The following is a 16928-nucleotide window of genomic DNA, read 5'->3' as shown; positions in this document are numbered from 1 at the left end:
GAGGGTGGTATGAAAAATAATTCAACGGGAAATCGGACTGAATATTATAAAATAAGCAGTTTTATATTCCTTTATTTCTTTACCTGGTCCGCAAGTATTGGTTTGTTGGCTATCTGGTTGGGGCAAAAAGCGCAGTTGAGCGGTACGGTGATCGGCACCGTATTTGCTGTGAACGGTATTTTCTCGGTTATTCTGAAGCCTATTTATGGCTATATCCTCGATAAAATAGGTATGAGCAAATATCTGCTCTATTTCGTCGTAGTGATGTCAGCGTTAATGGCACCGTTTTTTATTTATATCTATCAGCCATTATTACTCTCCAATACCATGCTGGGTATTATAGTTGGCGCGATTTACTTGAGCTTTGCGTGGTATGCCGGGGTGGCGGCCTGTGAATCTTATTCTGACCGCTACAGCCGTCTGAACGGCATGGAGTTTGGGCAGATCCGTATGTGGGGGTCGCTTGGCTGGGCGGTGGCGTCATCGTTCTCTGGCCTGCTGTTTAACCTCTCACCGGCCTATAACTTTATGCTCGGCAGCCTGACGTCAGTGGTGATGCTGGTTGTTCTGGTGAGTCTGAAAGTCAATGTCAATGCGGCCAACGCCTCGGAGGTGATAACTAAAGAGAAAATCTCCCCGACGGATGTTTACGCCCTGCTGCGTAATCGCAAATTTTGGGCATTCTGCCTGTACGTTGCGGGCGTGGCGTGGATGATGTTTATCGCGGAGCAGCAGTTCTCCCGCTACTTCGTCACTTTCTTTGCCGATGTACATGAAGGGAACGCCGTCTTTGGTTATCTGGGCACCGTGCAGTCGGGAATGGAATTTGTCATGTACATGGTCATTCCGCTATTCGTCAATTATATTGGCGCGAAGCGTGGTCTGCTGATTGTTGGGGCGCTGGTGGGCGCGCGATTGGTGATATCTGGGCTATGTGACTCTCATTTATTAATTTCTGTGCTGAAGCCGCTATACGGTCTGGAGATCTGTTTATTACTGGTTTCCGTCTTCAAATATATTGCCGAGCATTTTGATAAACGTGTCAATGCGACCATGTATTTACTGGGTTATCAGGCGATGCTGTATGTCGGTAACGTGGTGGTTTCCTCTCCTGCCGGATTAATGTACGACCGGATAGGCTTTGAGAAGACATATATCATTATGGGCATTGTGGCGCTGACCTTTACATTGATATCGGCATTTACTTTATCTGCCTGTCAGAGCAAACGTGGCAAAAATATCGCTCTCGATATTGCTGAAAATACCCCTGCAAAATAATTTACGTCATAAGGAACCGAAATATGTTAAATCATATCGTTGAGGAATCGTTGCGCGTATTTCCTGGCAGTCCGGTTAATCCCGGCAGTTTTCAGGATCAAATAAGTTGCGCCCGAGAAGATGTCCTCGAATTGATTAGCCGTCATTTAACGGAATTCGGTGAACAATTTCCTGCCGAAACCTGTGTGCAAGGTTATTACCCACTGACAGAGAATGTGGAATGGACGACCAGCTTCTGGACCGGGCAATTATGGCTGGCGTGGGAAATGAGTGGTGAGAGCAAATTTCGTGAGATGGCGGAGAAGCATGTGCGTTCGTTTGGCATGCGTATTGCCGGACGCCACGATACCAACACCCACGACCTGGGATTCCTCTACACGCTTTCCTGTGTGGCGGCCTGGCGATTGACCGGCAATCGCGATGCTCGAGGTTTTTCCCTGATGGCGGCAGAAGCGCTGTTGGAGCGTTTTCATGAAAAGGCGCAGATCATCCAGGCGTGGGGCGATCTTCGCGATCCCGATCAGGCCGGACGGATGATCATTGACTGCAATATGAATCTGCCGCTGCTGTACTGGGCTAGCGAGCAAACGGGCGATCCGCGTTTTGCGAATGCGGCGAAGGCCCACGTTGCGCAGGCAGCCAAATATCTGATCCGCCAGGATGCGTCGACCTTCCACACCTACTATATGGACGTGCAAACCGGCGCACCGCGTTACGGTAATACGCAGCAGGGCTATGCTGATGATTCTTGCTGGTCGCGTGGGCAGGCATGGGGGATTTATGGTTTTCTGCTGAGCTATATTTACACTGGCGATACACAAATGGTGCAGCTGTCGAAGAAACTGGCCAACTACTTTCTTAATCGCCTGCCGGAAGATGCCGTTTGCCACTGGGATCTGGCATTAGTCGGAACCGATGCGCTGCGCGATTCATCTTCGGCGGCGATTGCCGTCTGTGGTCTGCTGGAGCTGATTAAACATCTGCCGGTGACCGATCCGGATCGCGAGTGCTACCAGCAGTGGGCGATGGGGATCATGTCTTCGCTGACCAGGCATTATCTGATGGGTAAAGATGAGCAGGGGAACGGGCTACTGAAACACTCGGTGTATCACCTGTCGAGCAACAAAGGGGTCGATGAGTGTGCAAGTTGGGGGGATTATTTCTACGTTGAAGCGTTAATGCGCTTCACTCAGAGCTGGAAGCTCTACTGGTAAAGAGTGCCCGGTGGCGCTGCGGTTGAATGCCGGATGGTGGCCTAAAACGCCTCATCCGGCAAATCGACAACCTTAAATACCCGACTCCAGAATTCGAATATTCATGTCCAGCACGTCACCTTTCACGGCTTCGCTGTAGGCTTTCATATGCGGGGTCTGCAAATGCGCTTCAAGATGCGCGATGCTTTCCCACTGCTCAACCATCACGATTGAATCTGGCGCTGTGGTCTGAAAACTCACACCTGCGGCATGATCCACCATCGGCGCATAGCCGTGGCAGCCTTCTTCTTTCAGTACGGTCGGAACGATTTTAGCAAACTGATCCAGTACCGCCTGGCGGTGATGTTGACCTGGACGTGTACGGATTTCTGCAATAACGGTAAGCATGGTTAACTCCTTCTAATTCCAGGTTACCAGTTAACCAAAAATTTCGGTCAGATGCTTGCGATATTCTGCGATATAGCGCGGGACGTCCGGCATTTTAATCACATCATTGGTGATAAAGGTCGGCAGCGCTTCCATTCCCAGGAACTGGTTTGCTTTATGGAACGGGAGATAGACGCCATCAACACCAACGCCATGGAAGAACTGGTCTTTTTCAGTGAAGGCTTCCATCGGTGCGTTCCAGGTCAGGGACAGCATGTATTTTTTGCCCTGAATCAGCCCGCCGGAGCCATATTTTTTAGAGGCATCTGAACGTGTGCGGCCATCGCTGGCGTACAGCGTGCCGTGACCTTCGGTAAACACGTCATCGATGTATTTTTTCACGGTCCACGGTGCGCCCATCCACCAGCCTGGCATCTGCCAGATAACCGCATCGGCCCAGACGAAATTCTGCACTTCTGTTTTTACGTCATAATCGCTGTCCGCGCGTACGACTTTAACATCATGCCCGAGGTCGCGCAGGATACCGTCCGCGACCTCGGTCAGGGTGTCATTCAGTTGGCCATTAGAATGGCCGAATTTTTTCGCCCCGTTGATAATCAGAATGTTGCTCATTTTGTGTCCTCAAGGAAATACGTTTGAGGACGATTTTACCCCCACCAGCGGTGCGGTGAAATTAGCAAAATGTGCAAAGTCTTTTGCTATTTGAGCAATAATAATACAGTTACCAACTGATCTTAGCTTCAAACCCGCCTTCCGAAGCGTTGCCAAACGAGGCTGACATTCCATGCAGTGTTGCGATACGGCGGACAATTGACAGGCCGAGACCGCTGCCGGTCACGCTTTGTCCCGGTGGACGATAAAAACGTTCACCGATGTGTGTAAGTACCTCCGGCGCAACGCCAGGACCATTATCTTTGACGCTGAAATTGCGGGCGTTGAGCGTCACTTCCACAATGCTCCCCTGCGGACTGTAGCGAATGGCATTATCCAGCAGATTTCGTACCATCAGGCTCAGCAACAGCGGCTGTCCTGTGCGCATAATATTGTGTGCGTTAATCTGCAAACGTACGTCAATGTGCGCCTGCTGGGCCGGGTGGTAGATATCCATCACCGCGGATTGCAGTAGCTCCTCCAATGAAATTTCCGCCACATCCTGAAGATTATCGAGGGAGTCGAGGCGCGAAAGCGTCAGGAGCTGATCGACCAGTCGGGTGGCGCGTTCAATTCCCGCATGTAGCTGCGCCAGCGCTTTTTCCCGCGTTTGCGGGTCGTCGTCTGACAGTTGCACCACTTCGGTTTGCACCTTCAGCGCGGTCAACGGACTGCGCAGCTCATGGGCGGCATCAGAAGTGAAGCGGCGTTCACGCACCATCATTGAGTGGATGCGGGTAAACAGCTGATTTAGCGATTCAACCAGCGGGCGCACTTCGCTTGGCACACCTTTCGGGTCGAGCGGCTCTTCTGATTCCGGGGCGCGCCAGCGCAGAGCTTGCGCCAGTTTTTTTAGCGGCTTGAGTTCGCGACTCAGCATGACCACCAGGATCAGCAACATCAGCGGCAGCGCAACCAGCCACGGGGTTAATTGTGCAGTAAGGATCGACAGCGCCATATCCTCCCGATATTCCCACTCCTGGCCCACCACAATGCGATATTTTCCATCAGCGGAATTCAGCCACAGGAAGCGCCAGGAATCGCTGTCGCCCCTGAGTTGGCCGTCGCTAAACCCTTCCCGGCTGTAGGTGTAGGGAATATCCTGGCCATTATCGCCATCGTGTAGCACCATTTTGCCGTCGGTGGAGTAGATGGCAAACGCCAGTGCGTCGTCATCAATATGGCCATGCTTCAGTTTCTTTGGCGTGCGGGCCATATTGCTTGAGGTGGTGACATCGCTGATATCCAGCGTGCTAAGCCGCTTGGCGAACAGCATCAGCTGGGTATCAAACAGCTCATCGACATTATCGGTAGTCTGCCTCCAGGCCACAAAACTGGATACGGCCCAGGTGGCTGATGCCAGAATCAGAAAAATAAGCGTTAGCCTGACGCGCAGGCTGAGGCGTTGTGTGAGTTTCATGCGTCACCCAGGGTGTAGCCAATGCCATGCACGGTACGGATAAAGTCGCTGCCGAGCTTACGGCGTAAGTGATGAACGTGGACCTCAACCGCATTGCTGGAGACATTTTCGTCCCAGGTATACAGTTTTTCTTCAATCAGTTTGCGGGGCAGGACGCGACCTTTGTTGCGCATCAGCAGTTCCAGCAGTGCGAACTCTTTAGGTTTGAGTGACAAAGGTTCACCCGCCGCCGTGGCGACCAATGCGCCAGGATCGAGCGTTACCTGGCCATGGCGCAATGTGTTGCTGGCCTGGCCGCTGGCACGACGCACCAGCGCCTCCAGTCTGGCAGCAACTTCGATCAGCGCAAAGGGTTTACACAGATAGTCATCTGCGCCCAGGCGCAGGCCTTCAACGCGTTCCGCCAGCGCGTCGCGAGCGGTCAGAATCAGTACCGGCTCCTGCTTCCCGTTAGCTCGCCATTCGCGCAAAATGTCCCGTCCGTCTATGCCTGGCAGTGTCAGGTCGAGGATTACCGCATCATAAGGTGCGCTGTAGAGTGCTTCTTTCCCCTGGCGACCTTCGGTAAACCAGTCAATGCTGAAACCCATTTTACTCAGACCTGTTTTCAGGCCATCGCCAATCAACGTGTCATCTTCGATCAGTAAAATACGCATATGTTCTTCCCTGCGATAACTCATTTGCAGTCAGTAAACCTGTGGCTACAGTCTCTGTACAGTAAAAAAAGTATCTTTTTTTGCCTTAAGAACTTGTTAAGGATTAACTTATTTAATAGTCGTAAACCAACATGAAAGGGAGACATGACGATGAAAAAATTAGCTGCAATGGTTGCCGTAATGGCACTGTGTTCCGCACCTGTTCTGGCAGCTCAGCAGGGCGGCTTCTCTGGGCCAACGACAACCACTACGCAGAGCCAAAACGGCGGATTTGTCGGCCCGAACGGTAGCAGCACGACAGTAGAAAGCGCCAAATCACTGCGAGATGACACCTGGGTTACCCTGCGCGGGAACATCGTTGAGCGTATTTCCGACGACCTGTATGTGTTTAAAGATGCGACCGGCACAGTGAATGTGGATATCGACCACAAGCGCTGGAACGGCGTAACCGTCACACCGCAGGATGTGGTTGAAATCCAGGGTGAAGTGGATAAAGACTGGAACTCCGTTGAAATCGACGTGAAACAGATTACCAAAGTTGCTAAGTAATCCCCATCAGGGCCGCATTCGCGGCCCTTTTCTTTGTGACTCAACACGCCAGATAGGGTAGTATCTGCGGCAATATTGCCCTTCAATAGAGGGGTACAAAGTTGAGGAACCACGATTAATGAGCGATATGGCAGAGCGCCTGGCGCTGCATGAATTCACGGAAAACGCCTATCTGAACTATTCCATGTACGTCATCATGGATAGGGCGTTGCCGTTTATTGGCGATGGTTTGAAACCCGTTCAGCGTCGCATCGTGTACGCGATGTCCGAACTGGGGCTGAATGCCAGCGCCAAATTTAAAAAATCCGCCCGTACCGTCGGTGACGTGCTGGGTAAATACCATCCGCACGGCGACAGCGCCTGCTATGAAGCGATGGTGCTGATGGCGCAGCCGTTCTCTTACCGTTATCCGTTGGTTGACGGGCAGGGGAACTGGGGGGCGCCGGACGATCCGAAATCCTTCGCGGCGATGCGTTATACCGAATCCCGCCTGTCTAAATATGCGGAAGTCCTGCTGGGTGAACTCGGTCAGGGCACGTCGGACTGGGTGCCGAACTTCGATGGCACCATGCAGGAGCCGAAGATGCTGCCTGCGCGTCTGCCAAATATTCTGCTCAACGGTACGACCGGTATTGCCGTTGGTATGGCAACGGACATTCCGCCGCACAACCTGCGTGAAGTGGCAAAAGCAGCGATTACTCTGATTGAGCAGCCGAAAACGACGCTGGAGCAGTTGCTGGATATCGTGCAGGGGCCGGATTACCCGACCGAAGCGGAGATCATTACCTCGCGCGCGGAGATTCGTAAGATTTACGAAAACGGACGCGGCTCCGTACGTATGCGTGCGGTATGGACGAAAGAAGACGGCGCGGTGGTGATTTCCGCGCTGCCACATCAGGTTTCCGGGGCAAAAGTGCTGGAGCAGATCGCTGCTCAAATGCGCAATAAAAAGCTGCCGATGGTAGACGACCTGCGCGACGAATCGGATCACGAAAACCCGACTCGTCTGGTGATTGTCCCGCGCTCCAATCGCGTGGATATGGAGCAGGTGATGAACCACCTGTTTGCCACCACCGATCTGGAAAAAAGTTACCGCATCAACCTGAACATGATCGGTCTTGATGGTCGTCCGGCGGTGAAAAACCTGCTGGAGATCCTCACCGAATGGCTGGCGTTCCGCCGCGATACCGTGCGCCGCCGCCTGAATTATCGTCTGGAAAAAGTGCTCAAGCGCCTGCACATCCTTGAAGGCTTGCTGGTGGCGTTCCTCAATATTGACGAAGTAATCGAAATTATTCGTCATGAAGATGAACCTAAGCCAGAGCTGATGTCGCGGTTTGGTATTTCTGAAACCCAGGCTGAAGCCATCCTTGAGCTGAAATTGCGCCATCTTGCCAAACTCGAAGAGATGAAAATCCGCGGCGAGCAGGATGAACTGGCGAAAGAGCGCGATCAGTTGCAGGCCATTCTGGCATCTGAACGTAAAATGAATAACCTGCTGAAGAAAGAGCTGCAGGCTGACGCTGAGGCCTATGGCGACGATCGTCGTTCTCCGCTGCAGGAGCGCGAAGAAGCGAAGGCGATGAGCGAGCACGACATGCTGCCGTCTGAGCCGGTGACTATTGTGTTGTCCCAGAGTGGCTGGGTGCGTAGCGCGAAAGGCCACGACATCGATGCGCCGGGATTAAGCTATAAAGCGGGCGACAGCTTTAAGTCGGCAGTGAAGGGTAAGAGCAATCAGCCGGTGGTGTTCGTGGACTCGACCGGCCGCAGCTATGCCATCGATCCGATTACGCTGCCGTCGGCGCGCGGTCAGGGTGAACCGCTGACCGGGAAGCTCACTCTGCCGCCGGGCGCGACGGTTGAGCACATGCTGATGGAAGGCGATGATCAGAAACTGCTGATGGCATCGGATGCGGGCTACGGTTTTGTCTGCACCTTCAATGACCTGGTAGCACGTAACCGTGCAGGTAAGGCATTGATTACGCTGCCAGAGAATGCGCGCGTCATGCAGCCGGTGGTGATTGAAGATGAAACCGATATGCTGCTGGCGATTACTCAGGCTGGTCGCATGTTGATGTTCCCGGTGAGCGATTTACCGCAGTTGTCGAAAGGCAAAGGGAACAAGATCATTAATATCCCTTCAGCGGAAGCGGCGAAAGGCGAGGATGGTCTGGCGCAACTTTTCGTGCTGCCGCCGCAGAGCACGCTGACTATCCACGTCGGTAAGCGCAAAATCAAACTGCGTCCCGAAGAGTTGCAGAAAGTGACCGGCGAGCGCGGCCGTCGCGGCACGCTAATGCGTGGTCTGCAGCGTATCGACAGCATTGAGATTGACTCGCCTCGACGCGCCAGTCACGGCGACAGCGAAGAATAACGCTACCGTCCGGCTCTCCCTGTTAAAGCCCAGGGAGAGCCAACGTTAAAAATTCCCGTGAAACCGTTGTTTATTCGTGCGTTGCGATTAACAATACGCTTTTCCAGAGAGCCGCCCTTAACAAAGCCCTAACCTGATACCGCGTGATGAATCAGGTGACGTAAAATGCCAGGCTCTTAGGCCTTAGAGGTTGTTATGCTATATATTTTTCGTTTAATTATTACTGTTATTTACTGCGTTCTGGTCTGTATTTTCGGTTGCATATACTGTCTGTTCAGCCCGCGAAATCCAAAACACGTTGCAACGTTCGGTCATATGTTTGGCCGCCTGGCTCCCCTTTATGGTCTGAAGGTCGAGTGCCGCATGCCGGCAGACGCGCAGAACTATGGTAATGCTATCTATATTTGTAACCATCAGAACAACTATGACATGGTTACTGCTGCGAATATCGTTCAACCGCCGACGGTGACGGTAGGTAAAAAAAGCCTGCTGTGGATCCCTTTCTTCGGGCAGCTGTACTGGTTAACCGGTAACCTGCTGATTGACAGAAATAACCGCGCAAAAGCACACAGCACCATTGCTGCCGTGGTTAATCATTTCAAAAAACGCCGCATTTCTATCTGGATGTTCCCGGAAGGAACGCGTAGCCGCGGTCGCGGTCTGCTTCCGTTTAAAACCGGCGCGTTCCATGCAGCGATTGCTGCTGGTGTCCCGGTCATTCCGGTATGCGTTTCCACAACCTCGAACAAGATAAAATTAAACAGACTCAATAATGGTCTGGCGATTGTCGAGATGTTGCCGCCGGTGGATATTAGCCACTTTGGCAAAGATCAGGTTCGTGAACTGGCAGCACATTGCCGCACGTTGATGGAACAAAAAATCGCAGAGCTCGATAAAGAAGTTGCTGAGCGGGAAGCCGCCGGTAAGGTTTAATCCGCGCAATTCGGGTTTTTTACAGGAAATGACTTCCTGCGTGTTAATAGCCAGTTTTTTATGGAGTTTATATGTCATTCAGTCGGCGTCAGTTCATTCAGGCATCGGGGATCGCACTGTGTGCAGGTGCTGTTCCGCTGAAGGCTAATGCTGCCGGTCAGCAACAACCGTTACCTGTGCCTCCGCTGCTGGAATCCCGCCGGGGGCAGCCGCTATTTATGACGCTGCAACGTGCGCACTGGTCCTTTACACAAGGCACGCGCGCACCTGTCTGGGGAATTAACGGCCGCTACCTGGGACCGACAATTCGCGTCTGGAAAGGGGATGACGTCAAGCTTATCTACAGCAACCGTCTGACTGAGAATGTCTCGATGACCGTCGCCGGGTTACAGGTACCAGGCCCGCTGATGGGCGGCCCGGCGCGCATGATGTCCCCGAATGCTGACTGGGCGCCGGTGCTACCGATTCGCCAGAATGCCGCCACGTTGTGGTATCACGCCAATACGCCAAATCGTACTGCTCAGCAGGTCTATAACGGCCTTGCCGGGATGTGGCTGGTTGAAGATGAAGTGAGTAAATCACTGTCTATTCCCAACCACTATGGCGTGGATGATTTTCCGGTCATTATCCAGGACAAGCGGTTGGACAACTTTGGCACGCCGGAATACAGCGAGCCCGGCAGCGGTGGCTTTGTCGGTGATACGTTGCTGGTCAATGGGGCGCAAAGCCCGTATGTCGAAGTCTCCCGCGGCTGGGTGCGCTTGCGTTTACTGAACGCTTCAAACTCGCGTCGTTACCAGCTGCAAATGAGCGATGGCCGTGCGCTGCATGTGATTTCCAGCGATCAGGGCTTTTTACCTGCGCCCGTTTCGGTGAAGCAGCTCTCGCTGGCGCCTGGCGAGCGTCGTGAGATCCTGGTGGATATGACGAACGGTAATGAGGTCTCTATCACCTGTGGCGAGGCAGCCAGTATTGTCGACAGGATCCGCGGGTTCTTTGAGCCTTCCAGTATTCTCATCTCCACGCTGGTGCTGACCCTGCGTCCAACGGGGCTTCTGCCGCTGGTGACTGACAGCCTGCCAATGCGCCTGCTGCCAACGGAAATCCTCAGCGGTTCGCCGATTCGCAGCCGTGATATCAGCCTGGACGATGACCCTGGCATCAACGGTCAGCTGTGGGACGTCAATCGTATGGATATTACCGCTCAGCAGGGCTCCTGGGAGCGCTGGACGGTGCGGGCGGATATGCCCCAGTCCTTCCATATTGAAGGCGTCTCGTTCCTGATCCGTAATGTGAATGGCGCGATGCCGTTCCCGGAAGACAGAGGCTGGAAAGATACCGTCTGGGTTGACGGCCAGGTTGAATTACTGGTTTATTACGGACAGCCTTCCTGGGCCCATTTCCCGTTCTACTTTAATAGCCAGACGCTGGAAATGGCAGATCGTGGCTCAATCGGACAGATGTTGGTGAACCCGGCGCCGTAATGCGCCGGGATTTCCGTTATGCCCGCCAGAACATGCGCGAGAACAGGATCAGAATGGGGTAAATCTCCAGACGCCCCATGATCATGGCCGCGCACATCAGTAGCTTTGCTTCCTCATTTAAGGTGCCAAATGTCGTGGCGGTGACGCCAAATCCTAGCCCCATATTGTTGATGCAGGCGGCGACGGTGGCAAAAGAGGAGAAGAGATCGTAGCCCATCAGATTGAGCGCCCAGATAAAAAAGCTGGTGAACAAAACGTAGAGAAAGAAAAAGCTCCATACCGAACGCACCACCCGGTCGCTTACCACGCTATTGCCCACTTTAATGTTCAGCAGGGCACGGGGATGCGCGAGCTGGTGTAACTCCTGACGGCACTGCTTGAACATAATCAAAAAACGTAGCACCTTAATCCCCCCGCAGGTCGATCCCACACAACCGCCGAAGAAACTGGCGCTGAGCAGCATGAAGATCGTGTGCGAAGGCCACTGCGCGTAATCCGCCGTCGACAGGCCATTATCTGTCAGCATCGAACTTGCCAGAAAAAAAGCATGCACCAGGCTGTCCGTTAATCCGTACATGCCTGCCCGCCAAACTTGCCAGGTGGCGATCAGAGTGACAACCAACGCAATAAGCAAAAAGAAACGCAGTTCGGCATTACGACGAAAGGGTTTGAAGGTACGTTTCACGATAGCCACGTACCAGAGGGTGAAGTTAAACGCAGACAACAGGGAAAACACCCCAGCGACCAGCTCGATCGCATGGCTGTTATAGAAGCCGATGCTTTCACTGCGAGTGGAAAATCCGCCGAGAGAAACCGTAGACAGCCCGTGGCATAAGGCATCGAAGAACGACATCCCGGCAGCCCAGTAGGCCAGGGTACAGATAAGACCCAGAATGACATAGGTCAGCCACAGCGTACGTGCAGTATCAGCAAGTCTTGGCGTGAGGCGTTCTTCTTTAAAAGGGCCCGGCATTTCAGACTGATACAGCTTCATGCCGCCGATACCCAAAAGCGGTAATACCGCCACGGCGAGGACAATAACACCCAGGCCACCAATAAAATTAAGCTGGGCCCGATAGTAGAGATACGACTTCGGCATCGCGCTGACGTCGCCAATTACCGTTGCGCCCGTGGTGGTAATCCCGGAAACCCCTTCAAACAGGGCATCCGCAAAGGAGAGGTTTAAGCCATCGTCCATCCACATCGGCATCGCGCTGATAAACGAAAACAACAGCCAGAACAGGACGATAATAACGAAACCATCCCGTGTTCGCAGTTGAATACCCGCATGTTTGGTTGCCAGCCACGCCCCGCCGCCGAGGGTGAAGAAAGTCATAAATGTGCTGAAAAAAGCGAACAAGCTCCGCTCTTTGTTTAACAAAGCGATGGTCATCGGTGGCAGCATAGAAAAGCTGTAGAGAAGAACCAGAAACCCACACAGGTGAACAACAACCCGTAGCTGGGAAATATGCAGTGAATCGTTGAGTCGCAATGAAAAATCCCCCGCCGAAAAAGAGTTATCTCAGCTGGCCGGCATGGTGTTAATTATGATTGATAAAAATGAGCGTCGTAAAATTTAACAATTTATATAACTTTCTACTGCCCTGGTTCAGACTCCACTTCATTTCTTGTCGACATACAGCGTATAATCCCCGGCCTTTGATTATTTTTTTACCATTTTTGGAAGCATTATGAGCGCAATATCCCTGATCCAGCCGGACAGAGACCTTTTCTCCTGGCCGCAGTACTGGGCTGCCTGTTTTGGCCCGGCACCGTTTTTGCCGATGTCACGCGACGAAATGGACCAACTAGGCTGGGATAGCTGCGACATCATTCTGGTTACCGGCGATGCATACGTCGATCATCCGAGCTTTGGCATGGCAATATGCGGCCGTATGCTGGAAGCGCAGGGCTTTCGTGTAGGGATTATCGCCCAGCCGGAGTGGAACAACAAAGACGATTTTATGCGTTTGGGTAAACCGAACCTGTTCTTTGGTGTGACCGCAGGCAACATGGACTCGATGATCAACCGTTATACCGCCGATCGCCGACTGCGCCATGACGATGCCTACACACCAGACAACGTAGCAGGTAAACGCCCGGACCGCGCCACGCTGGTCTATACCCAGCGTTGTAAAGAAGCATGGAAAGATGTGCCGGTTATTCTCGGCGGCATTGAGGCCAGCCTGCGCCGTACCGCGCACTATGACTACTGGTCTGATACCGTTCGTCGCTCTGTTCTGGTGGATTCCAAAGCCGACATGCTGATGTTCGGCAACGGCGAACGTCCGCTGGTAGAAGTGGCGCATCGTCTGGCGATGGGCGAAACCATCGATCAGATCCGCGACGTGCGTAACACCGCGATTATGGTTAAAGAAGCGCTGCCGGGCTGGAGTGGGGTGGATTCCACGCGTCTCGACACGCCGGGCAAGATTGATCCGATCCCCCATCCGTACGGCGAAGATCTGCCGTGTGCTGACAACAAACCGGTCGCACCGAAAAAGCAGGAAGCGAAAGCGGTAACCGTACAGCCGCCGCGTCCGAAACCGTGGGAAAAAACCTACGTGCTGCTGCCGTCCTTTGAAAAAGTGAAGGGCGATAAAGTGCTGTATGCGCATGCGTCGCGTATCCTGCACCACGAAACCAACCCTGGCTGCGCGCGTGCGCTGATGCAAAAGCACGGCGATCGCTACATCTGGATCAACCCGCCAGCCATTCCGTTGTCTACCGAAGAGATGGATAGCGTCTTTGCGCTGCCGTACAAGCGCGTGCCGCATCCGGCGTATGGCGACAGCCGCATTCCTGCCTATGAGATGATCCGTTTCTCGATCAACATTATGCGTGGCTGCTTTGGCGGCTGTTCGTTCTGTTCGATCACCGAGCACGAAGGCCGCATCATCCAGAGCCGCTCTGAAGACTCGATCATCAATGAAATCGAAGCCATTCGCGACACCGTTCCGGGCTTTACCGGCGTGATTTCCGACCTCGGCGGCCCAACGGCGAACATGTATATGCTGCGCTGTAAGTCACCGCGTGCGGAGCAGACCTGCCGTCGTCTGTCATGCGTCTACCCGGATATCTGTCCGCATATGGACACTAACCACGAACCGACGATTAACCTTTATCGCCGGGCGCGTGATTTGAAAGGCATTAAAAAGATCCTCATTGCTTCCGGTGTGCGCTATGACATCGCGGTTGAAGATCCGCGCTATATCAAAGAGCTGGCGACCCACCACGTTGGCGGCTATCTGAAGATTGCGCCAGAGCATACTGAAGAAGGCCCGCTGTCGAAGATGATGAAGCCGGGGATGGGCAGCTACGATCGCTTTAAGGAGTTGTTCGATACCTACTCTAAACAGGCGGGTAAAGAGCAGTACCTGATCCCGTACTTCATCTCCGCGCACCCGGGTACGCGTGACGAGGATATGGTGAATCTGGCGCTGTGGCTGAAACAACGTCGTTTCCGTCTGGATCAGGTGCAGAACTTTTATCCATCGCCGCTGGCGAACTCCACAACCATGTATTACACCGGGAAAAACCCGCTGGGTAAAATTGGTTATAAGAGTGAAGACGTGGTGGTGCCGAAAGGTGATAAGCAGCGCCGTTTGCATAAAGCCCTGTTGCGTTACCACGATCCAGCTAACTGGCCGTTAATCCGCCAGGCGCTGGAAGACATGGGTAAAAAGCATCTGATCGGCGGTCGTCGTGAATGTCTGGTTCCGGCGCCTACGCTGGAAGAGATGCGCGAAGCACGTCGCCAGAACCGTCATACCCGCCCGGCGTTGACCAAGCACACCCCGGTGGCGCACCAGCGCCAGACCCCTGCCGCAAACAAAAAACGCGGGAAAGTAGCGGGACGTTAATTTACTTTGCCCGGTGGTGAAATGCTTATCAGGCCTACGAGCAGCACAGTTTTGTAGGCCGGATAAGGTGCTTGCACCGCCATCCGGCAGAAGTGCTCAGTATTTATGCCTCACGAATTCTGGCCGCTAATGCGGCCAGTTTTGCATCATCCGCCCGTTCATGATCGTGTGATGACAGATACCCTTCATATTGCTCGAAAAATTTGGTCTGCCGCGACTCAATCGGTTTCCAGTGAGTTAGATCGCCAGTGCCGTGCATGGGGCTTAATTTGCTGTGCACATGGTCTACGCCGAAACCTTCGAAGAACATCCCCGTACGACTGACATCCGGGAAAGCCTTATCCAGTTTCTTAGCCACTTTTTGGGTTGCCATCATCAGGTCAGCCAACGCCTGCGGCGGCATATCGAAGGCATAGCTGGGGTAATGCTTTTTCGGGATCACCACGGTAAAACCGTCGGTGTTCGGGAAAATCGACAGAAAAGCCAGATGGTGCTCGTCTTCCCAGACCTTATGGCAGGGGGCTTTACCTTCAACAATTTGACAGAAAATACAGGTCATTCCTTTTCTCCGCAGGTAAGGTGATTCGTCAGGGCGCAGTTAGTTTAGTACAGACCCAACACCTTCCACCACATCAGACCTACGGTGATAAACACCGCCTGGTTAAACAAGCTAATGATAAATCCTGTGCGCCACCAGACGCCCGTTGGAACGTACCCGGCACCAAACAGGATTGGACCGCGAGCGTGGGTGTACTGGGTGAGCGAGCAGTACAAACTGCTGGTGAAGGCCAGCATTAACGCCGTGGGGGCTGCGGGGATATTCAGATGCAGTCCGACGCCGAGGAAAACGGCGTACAGCGCGGCAATCTGTGCATTACCGCTGGCAAAAAAGTAGTGGGTATAGAAGTAGGCGGCATTCAGCAGCAACAGGACGATCACCCAACTGGTACCGTGCATAGTACTGCTCAGACTATCGCCGATCAGATTGCCAAACCAGGTAGTGAAACCTAGTTTTTTCAGCTGGTTCGCCATCATCAGCAGCGCGGCAAACCAAATCAGCGTGTCCCATGCGCCTTTCTCGCTTTTCACATCTTCTCAGCTCAGAACGCCGCTTAGCAATAAAATGGACAGTCCCACGAACGAGGCAGTAGTGGCGTCGACGCCTAACGTATCGCCAAAAATCCACAGTACCAGCAGTACGCCGACGGTAACCAGCATCAGCCATTCGCCGCGAGACATACTGCCCATTTCCGCCAGCTCTTTGCGCGCCAGGTTCGGGGCATCCGGCGTGTGCTTTATTTCCGGGCGCACGATCCAGTAGACCAGCAGTGGAACCAGCAGTAAGGACACAAGGCATGGCAGCAGCGCCGCCATAAACCAGCTGCCCCAGGTCAGCGTGACGCCCGCATTGGCCGCCAACTTCACCGCCAACAAGTTGCCGGTATAGCCGGTCATAAAGAGCGCGGCGGTGACGTCGTTGACGTTGCCAATGCAGGTGATAAGAAAGGTACCGATTTTACTGCGGGACTCATCTTCCGGGTTCGAATGGAAACTGCGTGCCAGAGAGTCGGCAATCGGATAGATGACACCGCCGCAGCGTGCCGTATTACTCGGCATTGCCGGGGAGAGGATCAGATCGGCAAAGGCCAGACCGTAGGCGAGTCCGAGTGTGCGCTTGCCAAGCAGACGGATCATCTGCAGCGCAATGCGTCGTCCGAGGCCAGTTTTGATAAACCCACGGGCAATCATAAAAGCCACGACGATAAGCCAGATAAGCGAACTGTTCAGCTCGCTTAGCGCCGTGGTGATAGCGCCGCTGGCGGTTTTATCCCCGGCCGCATAGGCGAGTGCAAAAACCGTAATCCCAATAATGCCGACCGCGCCGATGGGTAAAACTTTTGCCACGATAGAAGCAATCGTCGCAACGAAGATAATTGCTGAATGCCAGGCTGGCGCACTTAACCCGGATGGAGGGGGAAGTTGCCACAGCCCGGCAGAAATGAATGTTATAAGAATTAATGGGAGCCATTTGACTCCGCTACCTTTTTTCTCAGTCACGGTTACGCACCTATGGATATGGTGAATATATTCATCAAATAAATATATTTATATGATA

The 16928-nt window shown here is 53.3% G+C and carries 13 protein-coding genes and 1 pseudogene; 7 read left to right on the top strand and 7 right to left on the bottom strand.

From position 1 onward, the window contains the following. Positions 1 to 9 precede the first annotated feature (9 nt). Both G4551_RS20045 and G4551_RS20040 read left to right on the top strand, forming a co-directional pair. Positions 10 to 1278 carry an oligosaccharide MFS transporter gene (locus G4551_RS20045; RefSeq protein ID WP_003838149.1) on the top strand — a complete coding sequence of 423 codons (1269 nt, stop codon included), beginning with the start codon at positions 10 to 12 and terminating at the stop codon, positions 1276 to 1278. A 23-nt stretch (positions 1279 to 1301) separates the two neighbouring features. Then, on the top strand, positions 1302 to 2492 hold the full coding sequence (locus G4551_RS20040; protein WP_003838151.1) for a glycoside hydrolase family 88 protein: 1191 nt from the start codon (positions 1302 to 1304) through the stop codon (positions 2490 to 2492). A 72-nt stretch (positions 2493 to 2564) separates the two neighbouring features. Here G4551_RS20040 and G4551_RS20035 read toward each other — a convergent pair whose 3' ends face one another. From G4551_RS20035 to qseB, 4 genes are all read right to left on the bottom strand, one after another. After that, a complete protein-coding gene (locus tag G4551_RS20035) occupies positions 2565 to 2879 on the bottom strand; it encodes a putative quinol monooxygenase (RefSeq protein ID WP_003024557.1) in 315 nt (104 codons plus the stop codon). A gap of 30 nt (positions 2880 to 2909) precedes the next feature. Beyond that, a complete protein-coding gene (locus tag G4551_RS20030) occupies positions 2910 to 3491 on the bottom strand; it encodes an NAD(P)H-dependent oxidoreductase (RefSeq protein ID WP_003838153.1) in 582 nt (193 codons plus the stop codon). A 109-nt stretch (positions 3492 to 3600) separates the two neighbouring features. Further along, on the bottom strand, positions 3601 to 4950 hold the full coding sequence (gene qseC / locus G4551_RS20025) for a quorum sensing histidine kinase QseC (RefSeq protein ID WP_003838154.1): 1350 nt from the start codon (positions 4948 to 4950) through the stop codon (positions 3601 to 3603). Further along, positions 4947 to 5606: a quorum sensing response regulator transcription factor QseB gene (qseB, locus tag G4551_RS20020; protein WP_003024547.1), complete on the bottom strand. Its 660-nt coding sequence runs from the start codon at positions 5604 to 5606 to the stop codon at positions 4947 to 4949. The genes qseC and qseB overlap by 4 nt, the downstream gene beginning before the upstream one ends. Positions 5607 to 5756: 150 nt before the next feature. Between qseB and G4551_RS20015 the strand changes: the two genes are divergently transcribed. From G4551_RS20015 to ftsP, 4 genes are all read left to right on the top strand, one after another. Further along, positions 5757 to 6155, top strand: coding sequence for a YgiW/YdeI family stress tolerance OB fold protein (locus G4551_RS20015; protein WP_003024544.1), 399 nt, complete (start codon positions 5757 to 5759; stop codon positions 6153 to 6155). A 118-nt stretch (positions 6156 to 6273) separates the two neighbouring features. Next, the gene (parC, locus tag G4551_RS20010; protein WP_003838157.1) at positions 6274 to 8532 is read left to right on the top strand and encodes a DNA topoisomerase IV subunit A; all 2259 of its coding nucleotides are present in this window, start codon (positions 6274 to 6276) and stop codon (positions 8530 to 8532) included. A 195-nt stretch (positions 8533 to 8727) separates the two neighbouring features. Further along, positions 8728 to 9465, top strand: coding sequence for a 1-acylglycerol-3-phosphate O-acyltransferase (plsC, locus tag G4551_RS20005; RefSeq protein WP_003024540.1), 738 nt, complete (start codon positions 8728 to 8730; stop codon positions 9463 to 9465). Between the two features lie 71 nt (positions 9466 to 9536). Beyond that, a complete protein-coding gene (gene ftsP / locus G4551_RS20000) occupies positions 9537 to 10949 on the top strand; it encodes a cell division protein FtsP (protein WP_003024538.1) in 1413 nt (470 codons plus the stop codon). A gap of 16 nt (positions 10950 to 10965) precedes the next feature. On the opposite strand, the gene G4551_RS19995 is transcribed toward ftsP, so the two are convergent. Next, entirely contained in the window at positions 10966 to 12441 is a 1476-nt protein-coding gene (locus tag G4551_RS19995; RefSeq protein WP_016150983.1) for a TrkH family potassium uptake protein, read from the bottom strand. A gap of 199 nt (positions 12442 to 12640) precedes the next feature. On the opposite strand from G4551_RS19995, the gene G4551_RS19990 reads away from it, so the two are divergent. Further along, positions 12641 to 14812 carry a YgiQ family radical SAM protein gene (locus G4551_RS19990; RefSeq protein WP_003024532.1) on the top strand — a complete coding sequence of 724 codons (2172 nt, stop codon included), beginning with the start codon at positions 12641 to 12643 and terminating at the stop codon, positions 14810 to 14812. A gap of 103 nt (positions 14813 to 14915) precedes the next feature. Here the strand turns inward: G4551_RS19990 and G4551_RS19985 are convergent, their stop codons facing one another. Together G4551_RS19985 and G4551_RS19980 are read right to left on the bottom strand one after the other, a co-directional pair. Further along, positions 14916 to 15371, bottom strand: coding sequence for an HIT family protein (locus tag G4551_RS19985; RefSeq protein ID WP_003024529.1), 456 nt, complete (start codon positions 15369 to 15371; stop codon positions 14916 to 14918). Positions 15372 to 15415: 44 nt separating this feature from the next. Further along, a pseudogene (locus tag G4551_RS19980) lies at positions 15416 to 16870 on the bottom strand (DASS family sodium-coupled anion symporter). Positions 16871 to 16928: the final 58 nt, after the last annotated feature.

Source organism: Citrobacter freundii ATCC 8090 = MTCC 1658 = NBRC 12681, from assembly GCF_011064845.1.
Classification (GTDB): domain Bacteria; phylum Pseudomonadota; class Gammaproteobacteria; order Enterobacterales; family Enterobacteriaceae; genus Citrobacter; species Citrobacter freundii.
This window is presented reverse-complemented; position numbering and strand designations above follow the sequence as displayed.

Coding starts and splice junctions, on each gene's coding strand:
- G4551_RS20045 (WP_003838149.1), top strand. CDS start 10: ATGAAAAATAATTCAACGGGAAATCGGACTGAATATTATAAAATAAGC.
- G4551_RS20040 (WP_003838151.1), top strand. CDS start 1,302: ATGTTAAATCATATCGTTGAGGAATCGTTGCGCGTATTTCCTGGCAGT.
- G4551_RS20035 (WP_003024557.1), bottom strand. CDS start 2,879: ATGCTTACCGTTATTGCAGAAATCCGTACACGTCCAGGTCAACATCAC.
- G4551_RS20030 (WP_003838153.1), bottom strand. CDS start 3,491: ATGAGCAACATTCTGATTATCAACGGGGCGAAAAAATTCGGCCATTCT.
- qseC (WP_003838154.1), bottom strand. CDS start 4,950: ATGAAACTCACACAACGCCTCAGCCTGCGCGTCAGGCTAACGCTTATT.
- qseB (WP_003024547.1), bottom strand. CDS start 5,606: ATGCGTATTTTACTGATCGAAGATGACACGTTGATTGGCGATGGCCTG.
- G4551_RS20015 (WP_003024544.1), top strand. CDS start 5,757: ATGAAAAAATTAGCTGCAATGGTTGCCGTAATGGCACTGTGTTCCGCA.
- parC (WP_003838157.1), top strand. CDS start 6,274: ATGAGCGATATGGCAGAGCGCCTGGCGCTGCATGAATTCACGGAAAAC.
- plsC (WP_003024540.1), top strand. CDS start 8,728: ATGCTATATATTTTTCGTTTAATTATTACTGTTATTTACTGCGTTCTG.
- ftsP (WP_003024538.1), top strand. CDS start 9,537: ATGTCATTCAGTCGGCGTCAGTTCATTCAGGCATCGGGGATCGCACTG.
- G4551_RS19990 (WP_003024532.1), top strand. CDS start 12,641: ATGAGCGCAATATCCCTGATCCAGCCGGACAGAGACCTTTTCTCCTGG.
- G4551_RS19985 (WP_003024529.1), bottom strand. CDS start 15,371: ATGACCTGTATTTTCTGTCAAATTGTTGAAGGTAAAGCCCCCTGCCAT.